General features: G+C 34.2%; 23 protein-coding genes. All 23 read left to right on the forward strand.

The window, feature by feature from the left end:
- The first annotated feature begins 1 nt into the window (after window position 1).
- On the forward strand, window positions 2-1075 hold the full coding sequence (gene cydB / locus BTR34_RS01455) for a cytochrome d ubiquinol oxidase subunit II (RefSeq protein WP_068486967.1): 1074 nt from the start codon (window positions 2-4) through the stop codon (window positions 1073-1075).
- 15 nt (window positions 1076-1090) lie between these two features.
- Entirely contained in the window at window positions 1091-1390 is a 300-nt protein-coding gene (locus BTR34_RS01460) for a hypothetical protein (protein ID WP_068486964.1), read from the forward strand.
- Window positions 1391-1780: 390 nt separating this feature from the next.
- Window positions 1781-2383, forward strand: a complete 603-nt coding sequence (locus BTR34_RS01465; RefSeq protein WP_068486961.1) for a TetR/AcrR family transcriptional regulator — start codon at window positions 1781-1783, stop codon at window positions 2381-2383.
- Between the two features lie 59 nt (window positions 2384-2442).
- The gene (locus BTR34_RS01470) at window positions 2443-3720 is read left to right on the forward strand and encodes a TolC family protein (protein ID WP_068486959.1); all 1278 of its coding nucleotides are present in this window, start codon (window positions 2443-2445) and stop codon (window positions 3718-3720) included.
- A 6-nt stretch (window positions 3721-3726) separates the two neighbouring features.
- Window positions 3727-4611 carry an HlyD family secretion protein gene (locus tag BTR34_RS01475; RefSeq protein WP_068486957.1) on the forward strand — a complete coding sequence of 295 codons (885 nt, stop codon included), beginning with the start codon at window positions 3727-3729 and terminating at the stop codon, window positions 4609-4611.
- Between the two features lie 46 nt (window positions 4612-4657).
- A complete protein-coding gene (locus tag BTR34_RS18660; protein WP_157483967.1) occupies window positions 4658-4831 on the forward strand; it encodes a hypothetical protein in 174 nt (57 codons plus the stop codon).
- Window positions 4832-5042: 211 nt separating this feature from the next.
- Window positions 5043-5528, forward strand: coding sequence for a hypothetical protein (locus BTR34_RS01480; protein WP_068486955.1), 486 nt, complete (start codon window positions 5043-5045; stop codon window positions 5526-5528).
- A gap of 36 nt (window positions 5529-5564) precedes the next feature.
- Complete coding sequence (locus BTR34_RS01485; RefSeq protein ID WP_068486953.1) at window positions 5565-6467, forward strand: ABC transporter ATP-binding protein; 903 nt, start codon at window positions 5565-5567, stop codon at window positions 6465-6467.
- The gene (locus BTR34_RS01490) at window positions 6464-7198 is read left to right on the forward strand and encodes an ABC transporter ATP-binding protein (RefSeq protein WP_068486951.1); all 735 of its coding nucleotides are present in this window, start codon (window positions 6464-6466) and stop codon (window positions 7196-7198) included. The genes BTR34_RS01485 and BTR34_RS01490 overlap by 4 nt, the downstream gene beginning before the upstream one ends.
- A 9-nt stretch (window positions 7199-7207) precedes the next feature.
- Window positions 7208-8314, forward strand: a complete 1107-nt coding sequence (locus tag BTR34_RS01495) for an ABC transporter permease (protein WP_068486949.1) — start codon at window positions 7208-7210, stop codon at window positions 8312-8314.
- The gene (locus BTR34_RS01500) at window positions 8314-9435 is read left to right on the forward strand and encodes an ABC transporter permease (RefSeq protein ID WP_068486947.1); all 1122 of its coding nucleotides are present in this window, start codon (window positions 8314-8316) and stop codon (window positions 9433-9435) included. Before BTR34_RS01495 ends, BTR34_RS01500 begins: the two co-directional genes overlap by 1 nt.
- The gene (locus tag BTR34_RS01505; protein WP_068486944.1) at window positions 9435-10172 is read left to right on the forward strand and encodes an LOG family protein; all 738 of its coding nucleotides are present in this window, start codon (window positions 9435-9437) and stop codon (window positions 10170-10172) included. Before BTR34_RS01500 ends, BTR34_RS01505 begins: the two co-directional genes overlap by 1 nt.
- A complete protein-coding gene (locus tag BTR34_RS01510) occupies window positions 10173-11072 on the forward strand; it encodes a hypothetical protein (protein WP_068486942.1) in 900 nt (299 codons plus the stop codon).
- A 148-nt stretch (window positions 11073-11220) separates the two neighbouring features.
- Window positions 11221-12675, forward strand: coding sequence for an NAD(P)/FAD-dependent oxidoreductase (locus BTR34_RS01515; RefSeq protein WP_068486940.1), 1455 nt, complete (start codon window positions 11221-11223; stop codon window positions 12673-12675).
- Window positions 12676-12729: 54 nt separating this feature from the next.
- The gene (locus BTR34_RS18885) at window positions 12730-12870 is read left to right on the forward strand and encodes a hypothetical protein (RefSeq protein ID WP_197496207.1); all 141 of its coding nucleotides are present in this window, start codon (window positions 12730-12732) and stop codon (window positions 12868-12870) included.
- Window positions 12870-13064, forward strand: a complete 195-nt coding sequence (locus BTR34_RS19015) for a DUF6132 family protein (RefSeq protein ID WP_074472081.1) — start codon at window positions 12870-12872, stop codon at window positions 13062-13064. Before BTR34_RS18885 ends, BTR34_RS19015 begins: the two co-directional genes overlap by 1 nt.
- 179 nt (window positions 13065-13243) lie before the next feature.
- The gene (locus tag BTR34_RS01525; protein WP_068486938.1) at window positions 13244-14548 is read left to right on the forward strand and encodes a TolC family protein; all 1305 of its coding nucleotides are present in this window, start codon (window positions 13244-13246) and stop codon (window positions 14546-14548) included.
- Window positions 14549-14580: 32 nt separating this feature from the next.
- Window positions 14581-15663, forward strand: a complete 1083-nt coding sequence (locus BTR34_RS01530) for an efflux RND transporter periplasmic adaptor subunit (RefSeq protein WP_068486936.1) — start codon at window positions 14581-14583, stop codon at window positions 15661-15663.
- A 123-nt stretch (window positions 15664-15786) separates the two neighbouring features.
- Window positions 15787-19020 carry an efflux RND transporter permease subunit gene (locus BTR34_RS01535; RefSeq protein ID WP_068486934.1) on the forward strand — a complete coding sequence of 1078 codons (3234 nt, stop codon included), beginning with the start codon at window positions 15787-15789 and terminating at the stop codon, window positions 19018-19020.
- A gap of 12 nt (window positions 19021-19032) precedes the next feature.
- A complete protein-coding gene (locus tag BTR34_RS01540; RefSeq protein ID WP_068486932.1) occupies window positions 19033-19344 on the forward strand; it encodes a hypothetical protein in 312 nt (103 codons plus the stop codon).
- 12 nt (window positions 19345-19356) lie between these two features.
- Entirely contained in the window at window positions 19357-19545 is a 189-nt protein-coding gene (locus tag BTR34_RS01545) for a YgaP family membrane protein (RefSeq protein ID WP_068486930.1), read from the forward strand.
- A gap of 246 nt (window positions 19546-19791) precedes the next feature.
- Complete coding sequence (locus BTR34_RS01550) at window positions 19792-20352, forward strand: YeeE/YedE family protein (RefSeq protein WP_068486929.1); 561 nt, start codon at window positions 19792-19794, stop codon at window positions 20350-20352.
- Window position 20353: 1 nt separating this feature from the next.
- Window positions 20354-20767: a DUF6691 family protein gene (locus tag BTR34_RS01555; protein ID WP_068486928.1), complete on the forward strand. Its 414-nt coding sequence runs from the start codon at window positions 20354-20356 to the stop codon at window positions 20765-20767.
- Window positions 20768-20772: the final 5 nt, after the last annotated feature.

Below are 20772 nucleotides of genomic sequence, written 5' to 3' on the forward strand. Positions count from 1 at the left end.
TATGGAAGTATTATGGTATATTTTAATTGCCATTGTTTTAGCTGTATTTTTTATTCTAGATGGCTATGATTTTGGCACAGGAATTATTCATTTATTCTTAGCTAAAACTGAAAAAGACAAAGAAGTAATTGCTAAATCTGCTGGTTTATTCTGGGATTCTAATGAGGTTTGGTTAGTCGCAGCCGGTGGTATGCTTTTTATGGCATTCCCAACATTCTACGCATCGGTTTTTAGTGGATTTTATTTACCGCTTATTCTCGTTTTATGGCTGATAATTTTTAGAGCTATTGGTTTAGAATTAAGAGGGCAATTTAAATTTCAAATGTGGAAAGATATCTGGGACAAATCTTTCGGGGTTTCTAGCTTATTACTAGCTTTATTCTTTGGTATTGCCTTAGGTAATATTGTACGAGGGGTAAATTTAGGTGGTGTAGATAATGGAGTATCTGTTCATGAAGGACATTATTTCTTCTTACCCCTTTGGGATGGTAGCTTTAGCCCTTTAACGGAACACCCAGGTGTTATAGATTGGTTCACCATTATTATTGGATTAATTTCTGTTGTAACGTTAGCTATACATGGTGCCAACTGGATTATTCTAAAAACTAATTCTACTATAAATCTCAAGCTTAAGAGAGTAATTTTTAGATTAAATATTGCATTAGCTATCCTTACCGTTTTTTCTTTATTTGTGTGGCAAATAGTGAATCCAAATTCATTAGATAACTTTATTAACAAGCCTTATTTAATCGTCTTTCCTATTATTTATTTAACTGGTTTAATTGGATTATTTTTTATTAAAAAAATCAAGAACGACAACCATGCTTTTGCCCTGTCTTCCTTATTAATTGTAGGGGGAATTACTTCCTCTTTAGCTTCCTTATTCCCAGTAATATTGCCATCTGTTAATGATACTCATGAACCTTTAACAATTTATAATACTGCAGCATCAGAATATGGTTTATCCGTTGCAATGTACTGGGGTATCATTGGGTTCATTCTTTTATTTGTTTATATGATTATTCAAAAAAGGATGATGAAAGGTAAAATTGATCATATGGATTATGGCCATTAGCAAATAGCGATTATTATGACAGGTACATTAATTTCTTTACTTAGTATTCTTATAGGTATAGTTGCCGCTAATGTCTTTGGTAATTTTAAAAAAAATTATTCTTTTGGCGTTACCGGCAATACGGTAATTGGTGTTTTTGGTAGTATTCTATGTATTAAAACCTTTGGTCGATTAGGTTTCAACCCTTGGTCAATAATGAATAATGGTGATTTTAATGGTTTCCTGTTAATCATCAATTTAGTAGTATCGGCTATTGGTGGTGCAATGGGACTTGTATTAGCAAAAATGCTCACTAAAAGATTTAATAAATCTTAATAACATTCTATTCCTTTACCGTATACCAATATCATTTATATTGCTTAGTTACAAAGATTTGGATACTATGCTACTTTATCATCTTTCTTCTTATTAAGCTTATAAATAAGCCATATAAAACCCACTACAAAATGAAGTATAATAATACCTGCAACAATATAAATTATCGTGTTTGAACTACTTCTCATCTTTAATCTATCTTATAAAAACACCTTCAAAACTAAGTATCTTTTATAAATAGAACTATGATATTTGCTTCTATTTTAAGTGGATAACTTCATAAAATTGCTCCTCCACACCTACTCTAAATAATACAATAAATAATGAAACCAGTATGCGTTTTAATATTTTTTGTATATTTGTTAACCATTTGGTTAAACTATATAGTTAATGCAAGATTTAAATACAGAGCAAAATATTTTGAATGCAGCAATTTTGGTATTTCAAAGAAAGGGAATGGCGGGTGCTCGAATGCAAGAAATAGCTGATGAAGCGAAAATTAACAAGGCAATGTTACATTACTATTTCCGTAATAAGCAGCTGTTATTCGAAGCTGTTTTTATGCAGGCATTTAGTCAATTGGCTCCACAATTGAATTTAATATTTGCATCAAATGACACCGTTTTTGAGAAAATCAGAAAATTCAATTCCAACTATATTGATTTCATTTTAAAGAACCCATATCTACCAACTTTCATTATACAAGAGCTCAACAACAATCCTGAATTTGTAAAGAAATTTATGGTACATGGAAATAAGCCAGACCCTAATCCTTTCTTGTTACAAATTGAGAAAGAAATAACACTTGGAAAGATTAAAAAAATAAAACCAAAGCAACTTTTGCTAAACCTATTGTCCTTATCCGTTTTTCCATTTGTTGCAAAAACTATGTTGAAATTGGTAATGGATGTATCTGACCAAGAATTTTTGGAATTAATGGAAGAACGTAAAACATTGATTTCAGAACAAATTATAAATAGTATTAAAGTATGATACCAAATACGATACATTCACCATTAAGGAAGATTAAGTCATTATATAAACCTTTGAAAATGTATAGGCTTTTAGTTTTACTTGTATTTATTTTACCAAGTATGGCTGCAGCACAGCAAACCATATCAATAGATGACTGCTTTAAGCTAGTAGTAGAAAATTACCCGCTTACAAAACAAACTATTTTACTTAACGAACAATCTCGTTTAGATATTGAAGCAATTAATAAAGGTAAACTACCTATGTTAGGTATAAATGCACAAGCTACTTACCAATCTGATGTTACTAGCTTACCTATTCAGCTACCAAACATTTCTGTTGACCCTCCAAATAAAGATCAGTATAGAGCTACTGTTGATATAAACCAATTACTATACAATGGCGGATTGATAAATGCTTCATCTAAAGTTGTTAAAGCCAATAACGACATAAAACAACAAGAAGTAAACGTTAGTTTGTACGGGTTAAAAAATCAAATTAACCAACTCTACCTTTCTGTTTTATTACTACAGGAAAACAACAATCTTTTGGCCGCTAAAGAAGAGCAATTACAAACACGGCTAAATGAAGTTATAGCGGGTGTAAAATTTGGTACGCTTTTACCATCATCTGCAGACGCCTTAAAAGTTGAGCTTATAAAAATAAAACAGAATTTTGCCGAGCTTCATTATACTAAATCGGGTTTATTGCAAAAATTATCGTTACTCATAGGTAAGCAACTTAATGACGATGTAAACTTAATTAGGCCTAGTGTAGTCAATGTTGTGGAAACCAAAAACCAAAGGCCTGAAATTACCCTTTTTAACCTTCAAACCGAAAAAATAGAGTTCTCTACTGAATTACTAAAAAAATCAAAACTTCCTAAAATTAGTGCTTTTGCCCAAGGTGGTTATGGTAATCCCGGATTGAACATGTTAGATAATAATTTTAATACATTTTACATGACAGGCCTACGATTAAATTGGAATGCTTTTGACTGGAAAAAGAACGAAACCGAAAAACAGTCACTTCAAATCAATAAAGACATAATAGAAACCGAGAAAGAGACTTTTGAACTAAACACTAATTTAGAACTTGCCAATATTGCATCGGAAATTCATAAAATGGAAGAACTAATTTCCTATGACGAAGCAATTATACCTGTGCGTGAAAAAATGGTGAAATCGGCAGAATCTCAACTGAAAAATGGGGTTATCACCTCCTCCATTTTTATTACAGAATTCACCAACATGCACGAAGCAAAAAGCAACTTAGTCTTACACAAAACTCAATTGCTTTTAAAACAGATACAATATCAAATTACTCAAGGAAATTATGGTTCTAACAACCTAAACTAACATGAAATGAAAAAAACAAATCTCATATTTTTTACCTCTATTTTAGCGCTTCTTTTGTCTTGTAATAATAATGAAGACCGGGCTGATGGTTATGGAAATTTTGAAGCCACGGAAATTACTGTTTCGGCAGAAGCAAATGGTAAAATTCAGTTTTTTAATATAGAAGAAGGCGCCGTTTTAAAAGAAAATATGATTGTTGGGGTAATAGATACCATTCAATTATCGCTTAAACGGGAGCAATTAATAGCGGCTAAAAATATTATTTTCTCAAAATCCCGTAATGTGCTATCGCAAAGAGAAGTACTTCGCGAGCAAATAAAAGTTGCAAGCAAAGAGCAGAAACGTGTCGAAAATCTTATTAAAGAAAATGCAGCAACGCCTAAGCAATTAGATGACGTCAACGGACAAATTGATATTCTAAAACAACAAATAAATAGTGTTGAAACTCAAAATGCCCCTATCGTTAACGAAGTTAAAAGTGTTGAGGTACAAATTCAGCAAATTGAAGACCAAATTCAAAAAAGTATCATTAAAAACCCTATTAACGGCACTGTTCTGGTAAAATATGCCGAACCTTATGAGCTAACGACTTTTGGAAAACCACTATATAAAATTGCAGATTTAAATGAAATGGAACTCCGTGTTTATATCGGTGAAACTCAATTAGCAAGTCTAGAAATAGGACAAGAAGTAGCTGTAAAAATAGATACTGCCAATGATATGAAATCTTATACCGGCATAATATCTTGGATTTCAGATACCGCAGAATTTACCCCAAAAATTATACAAACAAAAGAAGAACGCGTGAATTTAGTGTATGGCGTTAAAATAAAGGTGAAAAATGATGGCAGTTTAAAAATTGGAATGCCAGCCGAAATGTGGCTTCAATAGTCCAGTAATAGCTTCTGGTAGCAGTGAAAACTATAAAACAAACCAAATGAGAAACGCACAAACAATAGCAATTGTACTTGCTGGAATAATAGGCTTAATGTCTGTTATTACTGGTTTATCAGTGCTTTTGGGACTAAAAGAAGTCGGTTATATGGTTTTGAACTGGTTGGTAGTCTATAATGTGGTTTTGGGGTTTCTGTCTATAGTTGCGGCTTTGTAATTAGGAAATACATTACTGTTGCCAAGAAAATAATCGTCCTAATTCTTTGTCTACATACAGCAATATTAAACTACCTCTACTTTTTTAGTGAAAGTGTGGCCACAGAAAGTATTAAAGCCATGATTTTTAGAGTAGTTGTCTGGTTGCTAATTTTCTTTTTGATTAACCGAATAAAAACTACAAATTCAAACACAATTCAAACGGAAAAGTCATGAAAAAAACACTAATTATTGCGGCTGTAACACTAGGGATTATAGGTTGTAAACAGGACAAAAAGGCAAGCCCTGAAAAGCTTCAAATAACCAACGAACCCCAAAAAATTGAGGGTACTTCTGGTGAAACCAAAAAACCAAACGATGCATGGGTAAACAATATCGTGCTAAATAACAACATCAAATGGAATGCGAATAAAGAGACCACTGAGGGTGTTATGACGATGCTATCGTTAATTAACGAAGACAAGAAATGGAATACCATCGAATATAAAAAACTGGGCAATCGCTTAAACGAAGTTAAAAACATGGTAGTCAAAGAATGTACTATGAAAGGAGCGTCTCACGACAACCTTCATGTTTGGTTACTTCCGCTTATCGAAAAAATAGAAATGTTACAAAATGTAGAAAGTACGAATGAAGGGAATTACTTGACTTCGAATATCAAAAATCACTTAGAAGGGTATTATGATTATTTCAACTAATGGCAAAAGCTAAGGCATTATTAATTTAAAAACGAAATGAGCATAATTGTAAATAATATAAGTAAATCGTACAAAAAGGTAAAAGCTTTAGATGCTATTTCCTTTGAAGTAAAACCGGGAGAATTATTTGGCCTAATAGGTCCTGATGGGGCGGGCAAAACTACGTTATTTAGAATTCTTACGACGTTACTTGTAGCGGATAAAGGCGAAGCGACTGTTGCCGGTTATGATGTGATTAGTGGTTACAAAGCCATTCGAAATCATGTGGGCTATATGCCTGGTCGGTTTTCACTTTACCAAGACCTTACCATTGAAGAAAATCTTAATTTTTTCGCCACCATTTTCGGAACTACTGTTGAAGAAAATTACGATTTAATCAAAGACATTTATATTCAAATAGAACCGTTCAAGAATAGAAGGGCTGGGAAATTATCGGGCGGAATGAAACAAAAACTTGCTTTGTGTTGCGCTTTAATACACAAACCAAAAGTGTTGTTTTTAGATGAACCTACAACGGGTGTAGACCCAGTATCTAGAAAGGAGTTTTGGGAAATGCTAAAACGATTACAAAAAAAAGACATTACCATATTGGTGTCCACACCTTATATGGATGAAGCTGCCCTTTGTGATCGTATTGCTTTAATAACAGACGGACAAATTTTACAATTAAGCACACCAGAGGAAATTATTTCATCTTTTCCTAAGAAAATATTCAAAGTTAAAGCGGCTGAAACCTATCAACTAATTAAAGATTTGAAAGAATTCCCAAAAACCCACAGCGCATATCCTTTTGGAGAATACATGCATTTTACAAGTAATGCGCCCGATTTCAAGACCGAAAATCTGATTCAATTTTTGAAAGATAAAAAGCATACAAATATTGAAGTTTTTGAGACAGCGCCTACTATTGAGGATAGCTTTATGGAATTATCAAAATGAAAAATACACATGTCATATCGGTAGAAAATTTAACCAAAGTATTTGGTGACTTCTTTGCGGTCAACAATATCTCTTTTCATGTTGCAAAAGGAGAAGTTTTTGGTTTTTTAGGTGCTAACGGTGCTGGGAAAACTACAGCAATGAAAATGCTAATTGGAATTTCTAAACCCACATCTGGGGAAGCTATGGTTGCTGGTTTTGATGTAAAAACACACCCTGAAGAAGTGAAGAAAAATATAGGATATATGAGCCAGCGTTTTTCATTATACAATGACTTAACTATACGGGAAAACATCACTTTTTTTGGTGGTATTTATGGTCTTAAAAAAAATGATATTAAAAAGAAATCTCAAGACCTTATTGATGAGCTGAATTTGCATGAAGAGGCAGATAAACTGGTAGGTTCTTTACCCTTGGGTTGGAAACAAAAAGTGGCCTTTTCTGTATCGTTATTACATAATCCACAAATTATTTTTTTAGATGAACCTACAGGTGGTGTCGACCCTATTACTCGAAGACAGTTTTGGGAAATGATTTATAGAGAAGCAGATAAGGGTAAAACTATTTTCGTTACTACACATTATATGGATGAGGCAGAATACTGTGACCGAGTCTCGATTATGGTAGCCGGTAAAATAGAAGCATTAGATACCCCTAAGAATTTAAAGGAACAGTATAACGTAGCATCTATGAACGAAGTTTTTTTAAAGCTGGCTAGAAATCTTGAATAAACATTTAAAATGAAACGATTCGTTGGATTTGTAAAAAAGGAGTTTTATCACATTTTTCGTGATAGGCGCTCTCTATTCATCTTATTTGGTATGCCAATAGTTCAAGTAATGCTTTTTGGTTTTGCAATAACCAATGAAATAAATAATGTAGATATTGCTATTCTTGATCATTCTAAAGATGCAAGTACAAAAGAAATAATAGAAAAAATTTCTGCCTCCAAGTATTTTAGTGTCAAAGATTATTTAGATAATGAAAACGAAATTGAAACCGCTTTTAAAAAAGGAAAAATTAAAGCCGTTTTAAACTTCGAGAAAGATTTTAGCAAAAAATTACAAACCGAAAATCAAGCAACCATTCAGATTTTAACTGATGCTACAGACCCAAATACAGCAAATACAATCAGTAATTATACTGGAGCAATTTTACAAAATTACCAAGAGCTGATTAATAAGGACATTGTGACTCCTTATCAAATTAATACACAAACACAGTTGTTCTACAATAAGGAATTAAAAAGTGTTTTCATGTTTGTTCCTGGCGTAATGACCATCATATTAATGCTAGTTTCAGCTATGATGACCTCCATTTCTATTACTAGAGAAAAGGAATTGGGCACTATGGAAATACTCTTGGTTTCTCCTTTAAAACCTTTACAAGTAATCATTGGTAAAGTAGTTCCCTATATTTTTCTATCTGTCATCAACGCAATCATAATTATTCTCCTAAGCATATTTATTTTTAAAATGCCCATTGCAGGTAATTACTTTTTACTAGCTGCGGAAACTATTTTATTTATAATAAATGCGTTGTCATTAGGCATTTTAATTTCCACTGTTTCGGCATCACAACAAACGGCAATGATGATTTCACTTATGGGGTTAATGCTACCTGTTATTTTATTATCGGGCTTTATATTCCCGATTACAAGCATGCCGCTTCCACTTCAAGTAATTAGCAACATTATCCCTGCCAAGTGGTTCATTATTATTTTAAAAGGAATTATGCTAAAAGGTGTAGGATTAGCCTACCTCTGGAAAGAAACTTTGATATTAATAGGTATGACTTTATTCTTTATCGCAATAAGCGTAAAAAAATATAAAACCCGACTGGAATAATGAATACAATCTTATACATTATTCAGAAAGAATTTAAGCAAATCTTTAGAAATAAAGCTATGCTTCCTATCATATTTGTGTTGCCATTAATACAATTAGTCATCCTATCTAACGCTGCTACTTTCGAAGTTAAGAACGTAAAGTTTGGATATATTGATCATGATAAAACTTCCTTTTCAAGAGATTTAATTGAAAAATTCAATGCTTCTAAGTACTTCAATGTCATTTCTAATTTTCCATCTGCTAAACTCGCTAATGCCGATATGTTAGAAGGCTATGTAGATGTTGTTTTGGAAATACCTCTTCATTTTGAAAAAAATTTATTAAAAGAAAAAAAGACTGGATTATCTGTAAAAATTAACGCTATTGACGGGGCGGCCGCAGGAGTTGAAAATGTTTATGTAAACCAAATAATACAAAAATTCAATGCCAATGCTAGAGCTGAATTGGTAATGACTGATTCCGGTAAGTATAAAATACAGCGCATTACAACTATACCTTCATTTTGGTACAACGAGACCTTAAATTATAAAACGTTTATGGTGCCTGGTATTTTGGTGTTATTGGTTACTATGATCACACTTTTTCTCTCAGGAATGAATATTGTACGAGAAAAAGAAATTGGCACATTAGAGCAAATTAATGTAACCCCAATTAAAAAATATCAATTTATTATTGGCAAGTTATTTCCGTTTTTAATTCTTGGACTTGTACTTTTAACGGTAGGGTTAATTATTGCTAAACTTCTTTTTAATATTCCTATTTTAGGAAGTATTCCACTTATGTATGGCTATACAATTATCTACATTCTAGTTATATTAGGCATTGGTCTTTTCATATCTAACTTTACGGATACCCAACAACAGGCAATGTTCATCGCTTGGTTTTTTATGGTGATTTTTATTTTAATGAGTGGTCTTTTCACCCCAATAGAAAGTATGCCGCAATGGGCACAAATACTAACAGAGTTTAACCCTGTTAAATATTTTGTAGAGGTTATGCGTATGGTCATGTTAAAAGGGGCTGGTATAACTGAAATCTATCCTCAAATATTTAAAACTATTGTTTACGCATTAATTATGAATGTTTTAGCGGTATGGAGTTATAAAAAAACCACTTGATGAAAAATAACAATAACCATCGTTTACAGACCGAAGAATCATTATTTCTACGAGGGCCGTTGTCTAGGTTCAAAGAGCTATTCTTTTCGTTTAGAGTCATGTTCAGCTTTATCAAAGCCTTTAGAAAAATGCATTTTATTGGTCCCTGTGTTACTGTTTTTGGTTCAGCACGATTTAATGAGTCGAATCCATTCTATGTTCAGGCCGAGGCGGTAGGCGCGTCTTTGGCAAATTTAGGATTTACGGTAATGACAGGTGGTGGACCTGGTATCATGGAAGCCGCGAACAAGGGAGCTTACGAAGCGGGCGGATATTCGGTAGGTTGCAATATTATACTTCCTTTTGAACAAAAGCAGAATCCGTATTTGCATAAATGGATAGACATTCGTTACTTTTTTGTCCGGAAATTTCTATTGATAAAATATTCTTACGCCTTTGTAGTAATGCCTGGAGGAATGGGGACTTTGGATGAACTCTTCGAATCCATTACGTTGATACAGACTAAAATGATACATGATTTCCCTATCGTTATTTTCGGTTCAGAGTATCATAAAGAACTCTGCCATCACATTCAGATTATGGCTGAGAATGAAAGTATTAGTCCCGAGGACATGAAACTATTATTCGTGACCGATTCTGTAGAAGAAATGGCAGAACACATCAAAACCCACGCCATCAAAAAATTCAAATTGGTCAAAAAAGCACATAAGCCAAAAAAATGGATGGGTGAAGGTTAGATGAAACAACTTAAGTACATATTGATATTGCCTTTTCTTTTTATAGGAACGATTTATGGACAACAGCAAATCGACAGCCTACCCAACATTGATTTGGCAAAAATCGCGCGTGTAAACCAAAAGGATAGTTACATTACTTTTCCCACAGACATCGGTAATCTACCTCCGTTAATGTTCGAAGCCAACGTAAATCCGAATTTTATTATCAGAAATAGGAAAGAATCGAACCTAATGGCAGTACTAACTTCGCAGATTATGATTAGAATGTATAATGAAAATTCTTATCCTGTAAAAACACCCAGCTATATTCCCCAGATAACTTTTTACTATCTAACAGGTGATAAAAATCCTGCAAACCATTATACGATTTTTGGAAAGTTTGCCCACCATTCCAACGGACAGGACGGCGATTTTTATACTACTCAAGGCGAAATTAATATCCAAAATGGCAACTTCGCTACCAATTTCTTAGAATTGGGGTTTATAAAAACTGGGTTCAGCAAAACATTGAACGCTACAAAATTTTTCAAAAGCTCGTTTGAAATACATCCCCGAAGTTGGATGTTAGAAGAACTACATGGGCAATATAGTGGCTTTCGATGGCATAATGCTTTTTTTGCCTACAAGCTTCCTATGAAAATGGGACATAGAGGATCAATAAAAGCTGATTTTTCATTAAAGGCAGAAACTACTTGGCTAATAGACAATATTAACGATTGGGACACCTTTAATCTAAAAAGATTCAACATTGGATTGACGTTTTACTATCATCCCAAATTCTTAGAGGACATTGGTTTTTTTATTCAATTATACCACGGCGTAGATTATTACAATATCAATTTTCAAAATCGGTTAGATATTATCCGATTTGGGATAATGACCGAGCTGTTACGATTTTGAATCGGTTGCATTACAATTCCTTATGTAACAAAGGTTACTGTATTTGGTTTTTAAAAGGATGAACTTTATCGTAATCGAAAAGAAAAACCTGACCAAAATCATTCTACATTTCTTTTCGATGATAAGTTTAATTTCAAAATTCTAAAAAATGTCAAAAATAGTCATATTAGGTGCTGGAATTTCGGGTCATGTAGCTGCGGCACATCTTCGAAGAAAATTATCCAAACAACACGAAGTTTTAGTGGTTTCTCCAAATAGCAATTACCAATGGATACCCTCTAATATTTGGGTTGGTATTGGTCGTATGAAGTCTGAAGAAATACTATTTCCTTTAGCGCCTTTATACAAGAAAAAAAGTATTGGTTTTAAACAAGCAAAAGTCACCACTTTTCATCCAGAAGGTGATGCTGAAACACCAAACCCTTTTGTAAAAGTTGAATATGTAAATGGCGAACAAAAAGGTAAAACTGAAAATATTACCTACGATTATCTTATTAATGCAACAGGACCAAAATTAGCCTTTGATATGACAGAAGGGTTAAACCCTGGCACAAATAAGGCATATTCAGTTTGTACTTATACCCATGCAGAACATGCATGGCATGCTTTAAATGACTTGATTCAGCAGATGAAACAGGGTAAAAAAGCAAAAATATTAATTGGAACGGGACACGCAAAATCTACTTGCCAAGGTGCGGCTTTCGAATACATTTTAAATGTAGAACAAGAGTTAAGGAGACATAATGTACGTGACAAGGCTGAAGTAATTTGGATTGCCAATGAGCATCAGTTAGGTGATTTTGGTATGGATGGTATGCTCCTTAGCTACGGTAACAACATCATGAAATCTAGCGAAATGGTGGAAATGGTTTTTGAAGACCGTGGAATTAAATGGATTATAGGTGCCGGAGTCAATAAAATTGAAGATGGAGTAGCACACTATGAAACGCTAGATGGCGAGTATAAATCTGAGACATACGATTTTGCTATGTTAATACCTGCATTCTCTGGTCATGGTTTTAAAGCCTTTGACAAAAATAATCAAGATATTACTGAAAAACTTTTTAAAGGTTTTATGCTTGTAGATGCTGATTATTCCCCTAAACCCTATGAAGAATGGAGCGTACAAGATTGGCCAGAAACGTATCAAAATCCGTCGTACAAAAACATATTTGCCCCTGGTATTGCTTTTGCACCTCCACATGCAATTTCAAAACCACGGGTAAGTAAGAATGGAACAGCTATATCTCCTGCCCCACCTCGTACAGGAATGCCATCTGGTATTACTGCAAAATTAGTGGCAGATAATATTATTGATACTATTAATGGAAAAAAAGATTTACACCATAAAGGCTCTTTAGGCAATATGGGTGCGGCATGTATTGCATCTGCCGGTTATGGAATAACAAAAGGAAGTGGTGTTAGTATTACCACCTACCCCATTGTGCCAGATTATAACAAGTATCCTGATACACAGGGCAGGCAATTGGGCAAAACATTTGGAGAAATTGGCTTAGCCGGTCACTGGTTAAAATTAGCACTGCATTATGCTTTTATATATAAAGCAAAAATGAAGCCTTTTTGGTGGCTAATTCCTGAATAGTTTCAAGTACTACATCTTGGATAACTCGAAAGAATAAAACTTAAAACCAAAAAAATGACACAAAGAATATCAAAATCGAAACGCTTTTATATGATGAACCCTATCATTCAGTTTTTTAAGTTCATCTGGTTAAGCATAAAAATAATGTTAGTTGTGGCTAGAGGTCATGGCGGTACCAGAAAAGCTAATAATTAATGAATAAGAAAACACTTCTTATAACCACTATAGGCATAGTCATCGGCGCTATAGCCGGTTATCTATACTATGCCGAAATCGGATGCATAAGTGGTACGTGCGCTATAACTTCCAAACCATTAAACAGTACATTATATGGTGGATTGATGGGTGGATTATTTTGTAACATCTTTATTAAACCATCAAAAAAGTAAGTGTAAAAATTATATAAAAATTTGATTGATTGGTTGTTTAACAAGGCACTTCTGTGAGGAATTGCCTTTTTTCTTTTTATCCAAAAAATAGCAATTATTTTATTATTCTTCCTTCGGTAACATTAGTTACTGTACAGTCCTTTTTGCCGAACTAATTTTGTATCAAATAAATGAATACGATGAAGTACAAATTAATAGGACTTTTATTATTCGGCTTTTATTCGGCACTGGCGCAAGAAACTATATCTGTTTCAAAAGAAGAAGTGTTAACCAAAGTAAAAGAGAACAATAACACCCTTAAAATAGCACAGCAAGATGTGTTATCAGCAAAGGGTGACTACAATCAAACCAATGCTATTTTATTGCCCAATATTAGCGTTTCACATACGGCAATTGCGACAACTAATCCTTTAATGGCATTTGGTTCAAAATTAAATCAGGAAATATTAACTGCTGCAGATTTTAATCCAGATTTATTAAATGACCCAAGTCAAATTGAAGATTATTCAACCAGAATCGAAATACAACAACCCTTAATAAATTTCGATGGTATATATCAGCGAAAAGCTGCAAAGGCTAAACTCACCGCTAGTGAACTACAGTCCGGCCGCACAGAAGATTACTTAGCTCTTGAAGTTGAAAAAGCGTATATGCAATTGCAACTCGCTTATAAAACCGTAGCAGTTTTAGAGAAAGCTCAAGAAACTGCTTTAGAAAATAAACGTATTGCTAACAATAGTTATAAGCAAGGTTATTTACAAAAATCTGATGTTCTTTCTGTAGAAGTAAGAGTTACCGAGATTGATAATCAATTACAGTATGCAAAAAGTAACATATTAAATGCTAGCAACTACCTATCAGTTTTAATGAATGCTGATGAGAACGACATTTTAAAACCATCGGATTCATTATCCATTACTAATTACGCGACTGCAACGGCTGTAAACCTATCTGAAAACAGGAAAGATATTTTAGCAATGAATTTGGCTTCAGAAGCTTATAGACAAATGCATAAAGCAGACCAAATGGCTTTCTTACCTCGTTTAAATGCTTTTGGCACTTATGAGTTACATGACGATGAAATTTTTCAAGGTCAAGCGCAAGGGTATTTATTCGGAGCAGAATTAAAATGGAACCTTTTTGAGGGTAGCAAACGCTTTGGAAAATCTCAAAAGAGCAAAGCGGAGTATGATAAATCTAAATTACAATTAGAGCAGTATAAATCTGAAAGTCAACTAGAGCTTAACAAAGCGAAAAGAGGTTTTGAAGATGCTCAAAATAAATTAAAACTTACAAAACTAGCGTTAGACCAATCGGAAGAATCATTGCGTATACGCACCAATAGATTTGAACAAGGCTTAGAAAAAACTACAGATTTGCTCATGTCCGAAACCCAATATTCTCAAAAGCAATTAGAATATTACGCTACAATTTTTCAACATAATTACGCCTTGGCGTATGTACAGTTTTTAACGAAAGAATAGGATTTCACAATTACTAAATACCAAACATAAAGATGAAAAATAAAAAATATATAATCACAGCCATTTTAGGTGCAACAATCTTGTTCTCTAGTTGTGGTAGCGATGATAAAAAAGCGGTAGTTGATAATTCACCTGCTATTGCTGTTCAAATAAAAACAGTTTCTGAAGATAGTAGTAATCCCTTTTTAACAGTTAGTGGTAAAATTGAAGCTGCCAAGAGTGCAAACATTAGCACTAGAATGATGGGGTATGTAGATAAAATATATGTTGGTGTTGGTGATAAGGTGCAAAACGGACAGTTATTAATGAGCGTTAACAATGCTGATGTTTCTGCGCAATTAGCACAGGTAAATGCCGGTATAACTGAAGCTGAAGCGGCGTATACCAATGCAGAAAAAGACTTTAACAGATTTACTACACTATTTAAAGAAAATAGTGCCTCACAAAAAGAGCTAGATGATATCACTGCCAATTACAATATGGCAAAAGCAAGAGTGGAATCTGCTAAACAAATGAAAAACGGGGTTAACGCTCAAATGGGATATGCCAATATTCGTGCTCCTTTTAACGGTGTGGTAACGAATAAATTTATTAATGCAGGCGATATGGCAAACCCAGGTATGGCTTTAATGGAAGTAGAATCTCCAGGAACATATCAAGTACTTGCTATGGTACCTGAATCTGAAATTATTGCCATTAAAAATGATACCGAAGTTAGTGTTCAAATAAAAGCATTAAATAAAAGTATTAAGGGGAAAGTTACAGAAGTAAGTACCTCATCTAAAAATACCGGTGGTCAATATCTTGTAAAAGTCATTTTAGATAAAACCGATGCACAGGTACTTTCTGGAATGTACGCAACAGTACAATTTCCTATTGCACGAAAAACAACAAGTTCTGCTGTAATGATTCCTTTAGATGCCATTGTAAAGAAAGGTCAGTTATCCGGAATTTACACGGTAAGCCAAAGTAATACTGCCTTATTACGCTGGTTGCGATTAGGAAGAACTTTTGGGGATCAAGTGGAAGTATTATCTGGTCTATCGGCAGACGAGCAATATATCGTTTCTGCTGAGGGGAAATTATTTAACGGCGCCAAAATCTCAAATCAATAAACGAGTCTGGGTTAGGGATTGTAGCGGTTACCCCACAGGCATTTTTTATGCCGAGGAGTAAAAGCGAAAAGCCCGACCACCTGTCTTTCGCAGGTGGTAACACACAAATAAAATAAAGAAATAATGAAGGAAGGTTTAGCTGGTAAAATTGCCAAAATATTCATAGGCAGCAAGTTAACGGTGCTTTTAATGATTGTTTTCATGGTCATTGGGGTATACAGTTCGTTTTTAATCCCTAGGGAAGAAGAACCGCAAATTGATGTGCCTATGGCAGACATTTTTGTTGGCTACCCTGGAGCAAGTCCCGCTGAAGTAGAATCGCGCGTAATCAAACCTTTAGAGAAATTAATCTCTAACATTAAAGGGGTGGAATATGTGTATTCAACCTCAATGAAAGAGCAAGGCATGGTCATTGTTCAATTTTATGTGGGCGAAGATATTGAACGTTCATTTGTAAAATTGTACAACGAAATCAATAAACATATGGACGAAATGCCACAAGGTGTCACCTTCCCTTTGGTAAAAACCCGTGCTATTGATGATGTACCTATGCTTGGACTAACCTTATGGAGCGAGAACTATGATGGGTACCAGTTAAGCCAAATGGCACAAGAACTGGAAAGCGAAATCAAGAAAGTAAATGATGTAGCTATAACGCATAAAATTGGAAACCAAGACCGTCAATTACGTGTTGTTTTAGATAAGGATAAACTTGCCGCTAGCGGATTGGATTTCTTATCTGTTGCTGAAATGATAAAGGCTAATAATGCCCAATTGAGTTCTGGTAGTTTTGATAAGAATGATACGGAGTTCTTAGTAAATACGGGTAATTTTTTGGCTTCAGTTACCGATGTTGAAAACCTTGTTGTCGGTGTTCAACAAAATCGGCCTATATATTTAAAGCAAATTGCAAACATTATTGACGGACCAGAAGTTCCTCAAAGTTATGTGTCTTTAGGGTTTGGCGGAGCAAGTGATAAAGTAGCTGATTACAAATCTGAATACCCAGCGGTTACTATCTCTGTGGCGAAAAGAAAAGGTGCCGATGCAATGAAAATTGCAGACATTGTTATTGATAAAGTTGAACACTTACGTACCACTTTAATACCAGATGATGTACATATAGAAATCACTAGAAACTATGGTGAAACAGCATCTCATAAAGTGTCTGAACTTTTATTACACTTAATTGGTTCAATCATTGCCGTGACACTTGTTGTTATGTTGGCCATGGGCTGGCGCGGTGGTTTGGTGGTGTTCTTATCCGTACCCATCACATTTGCATTAACACTGTTGAGCTATTATATGCTTGACTATACATTAAACAGAATTACCCTTTTTGCTTTAGTTTTTGTAACGGGTATTGTGGTAGATGACTCCATTATTATAGCCGAGAATATGCACCGGCATTTTAAAATGAAACGGCTACCCTTTAAACAAGCCGCACTATATGCAATTAACGAAGTTGGTAACCCTACTATTTTAGCAACCTTTACCGTAATAGCTTCTGTACTACCAATGGCATTCGTATCTGGACTTATGGGACCATATATGGCACCTATGCCTATTGGGGCTTCTATTGCCATGATTTTATCTCTTTTCGTGGCTTTGACTATAACGCCTTATTTAGGGTATATTTTCTTAAGAGAAAAAGATAAAAAAGGTGACGTAGAAAAAGTAGAAAAACCATTAGAGGAAACCTATATCTACAAAATTTATAACAAATATGAACGCCCCCTAATTGAAAACAAAAGCAAACGTTGGTTGTTTTTAGGACTGACTTTTCTTCTACTTATGGGCTCAATGGTATTGTTCTTTACCAAATCTGTAGCTGTAAAAATGCTTCCTTTTGATAACAAAAATGAGTTTCAAGTGGTGATTGATATGCCTGAGGGGACTACCCTTGAACGTACAGGCGTGGTAGCTCAAGAAATTTCTCAATATTTATCTACTAGACCAGAAGTTGTTAATTATCAAAATTATGTGGGTACCTCTGCTCCTATCACTTTTAACGGATTAGTGCGCCATTACGATTTACGTGGTGGTAGTAATATGGCGGATATTCAGGTAAACCTTGTTGATAAGGAAGAACGTTCTGCTCAAAGTCATGATATTGCTAGTTTACTGCGCCCGGATATTCAGAAAATAGCCGCTAAGTATAATGCCAATGTTAAGTTAGTTGAAGTTCCGCCAGGACCTCCTGTGCTTTCTACAATTGTAGCGGAAGTATATGGACCTGATTATGAGGAACAAATAAAAATTGCAAACAGCGTACAAGATATTCTGAAAAACACTGATGATGTTGTTGATATCGATTGGTTAGTGGAAGCTGATCAAACCGAGTATAAATTCGAGATCAATAAAGAAAAAGCAATGCTTTACGGTGTAGCTCCCCAACAAATTGCCTACACCATGAACATGGCACTTTCTAACAGGGCTATTACCAATTTGTATGATGAGAATGCTATAAATCAGGTTGGTTTGGTTTTGGCTTTAGATGAAAAAGAAAAGTCAACTATTACAGATATTTCGCAACTAAAAATTACCTCTAAGCAGGGTACAATGGTGCCTATTGCCGATTTAGTGGATATTAAAGAAACCATCAGTGCCAAGAGTATTTACCGTAAAAATCAAAAACGTGTAGTATACGTAATGGCAGACATGGCAGGGAAATTAGAGAGTCCGGCATATGCTATTTTAGGTATGGAAGAAAAACTTAAAGAGATAGCCTTACCAAAAGGTTATAGTATTAACGAAATGTATTTAGGCCAGCCAGATTTTGAAGATGACTATACCGTTAAGTGGGATGGGGAATGGCAAATTACACTTGAAGTTTTTCGTGATTTAGGAATTGCCTTTATGGGAGCTATCGTTCTGATTTATATTTTGATTGTAGGTTGGTTTCAAAACTTTAAAGCCCCAATCGTAATGATGGTAGCTATACCCTTATCCTTAATAGGTATTGTTTTAGGACACTGGATTATGGGCGCATTCTTTACTGCTACTTCTTTTATAGGTATGATTGCCCTGGCAGGTATTATGGTCCGGAATTCGGTACTACTTATAGATTTTATTAATCTACGTTTAGCTGAAGGTGTACCTATAAAGCAAGCTGCTATTGAAGCTGGTGCGGTACGAACAACCCCTATACTATTAACTGCCGGCACCGTAGTTATTGGAGCTTTCGTCATCTTATTTGATCCTATATTTCAAGGTTTGGCCATTTCTTTAATGGGTGGAACAATTGTATCTACCGTTCTTACTTTATTGGTGGTGCCATTAGTGTACTATATGATAGAAAAAAAGAATTATCCAGAAGTTGAAATGCAAGAAAATGAAAATAATGTGCAACAATAAAAACAACTAATTATGAAATTATTGATTGTAACCGTGGTATTAGAATTCGAAAAAGAAATTCTAAAACTATTTAAAAAATCCAACATTGATAGTTTTAGTGAAAGTCGTATAGATGGTCATAAAAACTTAACATCTATGGTTCGTACAGCAAGTTGGTTTCCTAGTGAAAAGGGAGGAATAGAATCTAGCCTTTTCTTCTCTTTTACCGAAAACGAAAATATTGATAAACTGTTTCAACTTATTAAAGAATTTAATCTAAATCTGGAAACAAATAACTCCATAAAGGCAGTGGTGGTTCCCATTGAAAAATCAATTTTATCTTAAAAAAAATTCAGCATGTTAAACACATATTTTAGAGTTATAGTAGGCACAATGGTATTATTGAGCGTTGTATTAGCCGTTTATGTACATATAAACTGGCTTTGGTTTACCGTATTTATAGGCGTAAATCTTATTCAATCAGCATTTACGAAATGGTGTTTGTTGGAAACGATTCTATTAAAATTAGGTGTCAAGAAAAAATAGGAGACAGATTTTCTTTTTTTTAAAAAATCCATATTTAAATTCCTTGGTAATAATTCACCTTTTAATTTTTAAAAATATCAGGTAACTATATATTGATTTTCAACATATTATATAATTTTTAAGTGCTTATAATATTGAAAATCTAATACCAATTGAAAGTTAGTATCTTGTCATTGTAACAGCGTTAACAAAAGATTTATTTTCTTTGCACTTCTTTAAGTTCCTAATAACAAGAAATAATTAACAATGAATTTACTATATGACCCTTGGCCTTGGTATGTGGCCGGACCTTTAATTGCACTTACCATGTTTATACTACTTTTTGTAGGAAAAAAATTTGGTATGTCCTCTAACCTTAGCACAGTTTGCTCAATTGGTGGTGCTGGTAAATACTCTGATTTTTTTAAATTCGATTGGAAAGCAGATCGTTGGAATTTAGTTGTTGTTCTTGGTGCTGTCATTGGTGGCTTTATTGCTTCTAAATACATGTCTTATAATACAGTGAAGATTAATCCTGATATTGCACAACAGCTTTCTACAGACTATGGAATTGAAAGTGCTGGGCAGGCATATTTACCACCTGAACTTTTTGCCTCTCAACAACTTACAGACCCGTTTGTATTAGCTGTTTTAATTATCGGAGGATTCTTAGTGGGCTTCGGTGCACGTTATGCTGGTGGTTGTACCAGTGGTCATGCCATATCTGGACTCAGCAATTTACAGTTACCATCCTTAATTGCCGTTATCGGTTTCTTTATTGGCGGCTTAGTAATGATTCACCTTTTATTCCCCCTAATTTTTAGCTAGTATGAAGTATTTAAGTTATTTGACCATAGGTATATTTTTCGGTATCATCATGTACAAATCTGAAGCTGCATCATGGTTTCGTATATATGAGATGTTTCAATTTGGCTCCTTTCACATGTATGGCATCATAGGCTCTGCGCTTGTACTCGGAGTAATAGGAATTCAGCTTATTAAAAAGTTCAACATAAAAGCAATCGGTGGTACAGAAATGAACTTGCAGCCAAAGGAAAAAGGTGTTACAAATTATTTAATAGGTGGAATCATTTTCGGATTAGGCTGGGCTTTGGCAGGTGCTTGCCCCGGACCAATGTATGTACTCGCTGGCGCAGGTTACTACGCTATTCTTGTTGTTATTGGCGGAGCTCTTTTAGGTACGTTCGTGTACGGATTAGTAAAAAATAAATTACCTCACTAAATTAA

This window comes from Maribacter hydrothermalis (assembly GCF_001913155.1).
GTDB lineage: Bacteria > Bacteroidota > Bacteroidia > Flavobacteriales > Flavobacteriaceae > Maribacter > Maribacter hydrothermalis.

Excerpts from the sequence above, each read along its gene's own strand:
- cydB (WP_068486967.1), top strand. The coding sequence starts at position 2 with ATGGAAGTATTATGGTATATTTTAATTGCCATTGTTTTAGCTGTATTT.
- BTR34_RS01460 (WP_068486964.1), top strand. The coding sequence starts at position 1,091 with ATGACAGGTACATTAATTTCTTTACTTAGTATTCTTATAGGTATAGTT.
- BTR34_RS01465 (WP_068486961.1), top strand. The coding sequence starts at position 1,781 with ATGCAAGATTTAAATACAGAGCAAAATATTTTGAATGCAGCAATTTTG.
- BTR34_RS01470 (WP_068486959.1), top strand. The coding sequence starts at position 2,443 with ATGTATAGGCTTTTAGTTTTACTTGTATTTATTTTACCAAGTATGGCT.
- BTR34_RS01475 (WP_068486957.1), top strand. The coding sequence starts at position 3,727 with ATGAAAAAAACAAATCTCATATTTTTTACCTCTATTTTAGCGCTTCTT.
- BTR34_RS18660 (WP_157483967.1), top strand. The coding sequence starts at position 4,658 with ATGAGAAACGCACAAACAATAGCAATTGTACTTGCTGGAATAATAGGC.
- BTR34_RS01480 (WP_068486955.1), top strand. The coding sequence starts at position 5,043 with ATGAAAAAAACACTAATTATTGCGGCTGTAACACTAGGGATTATAGGT.
- BTR34_RS01485 (WP_068486953.1), top strand. The coding sequence starts at position 5,565 with ATGAGCATAATTGTAAATAATATAAGTAAATCGTACAAAAAGGTAAAA.
- BTR34_RS01490 (WP_068486951.1), top strand. The coding sequence starts at position 6,464 with ATGAAAAATACACATGTCATATCGGTAGAAAATTTAACCAAAGTATTT.
- BTR34_RS01495 (WP_068486949.1), top strand. The coding sequence starts at position 7,208 with ATGAAACGATTCGTTGGATTTGTAAAAAAGGAGTTTTATCACATTTTT.
- BTR34_RS01500 (WP_068486947.1), top strand. The coding sequence starts at position 8,314 with ATGAATACAATCTTATACATTATTCAGAAAGAATTTAAGCAAATCTTT.
- BTR34_RS01505 (WP_068486944.1), top strand. The coding sequence starts at position 9,435 with ATGAAAAATAACAATAACCATCGTTTACAGACCGAAGAATCATTATTT.
- BTR34_RS01510 (WP_068486942.1), top strand. The coding sequence starts at position 10,173 with ATGAAACAACTTAAGTACATATTGATATTGCCTTTTCTTTTTATAGGA.
- BTR34_RS01515 (WP_068486940.1), top strand. The coding sequence starts at position 11,221 with ATGTCAAAAATAGTCATATTAGGTGCTGGAATTTCGGGTCATGTAGCT.
- BTR34_RS18885 (WP_197496207.1), top strand. The coding sequence starts at position 12,730 with ATGACACAAAGAATATCAAAATCGAAACGCTTTTATATGATGAACCCT.
- BTR34_RS19015 (WP_074472081.1), top strand. The coding sequence starts at position 12,870 with ATGAATAAGAAAACACTTCTTATAACCACTATAGGCATAGTCATCGGC.
- BTR34_RS01525 (WP_068486938.1), top strand. The coding sequence starts at position 13,244 with ATGAAGTACAAATTAATAGGACTTTTATTATTCGGCTTTTATTCGGCA.
- BTR34_RS01530 (WP_068486936.1), top strand. The coding sequence starts at position 14,581 with ATGAAAAATAAAAAATATATAATCACAGCCATTTTAGGTGCAACAATC.
- BTR34_RS01535 (WP_068486934.1), top strand. The coding sequence starts at position 15,787 with ATGAAGGAAGGTTTAGCTGGTAAAATTGCCAAAATATTCATAGGCAGC.
- BTR34_RS01540 (WP_068486932.1), top strand. The coding sequence starts at position 19,033 with ATGAAATTATTGATTGTAACCGTGGTATTAGAATTCGAAAAAGAAATT.
- BTR34_RS01545 (WP_068486930.1), top strand. The coding sequence starts at position 19,357 with ATGTTAAACACATATTTTAGAGTTATAGTAGGCACAATGGTATTATTG.
- BTR34_RS01550 (WP_068486929.1), top strand. The coding sequence starts at position 19,792 with ATGAATTTACTATATGACCCTTGGCCTTGGTATGTGGCCGGACCTTTA.
- BTR34_RS01555 (WP_068486928.1), top strand. The coding sequence starts at position 20,354 with ATGAAGTATTTAAGTTATTTGACCATAGGTATATTTTTCGGTATCATC.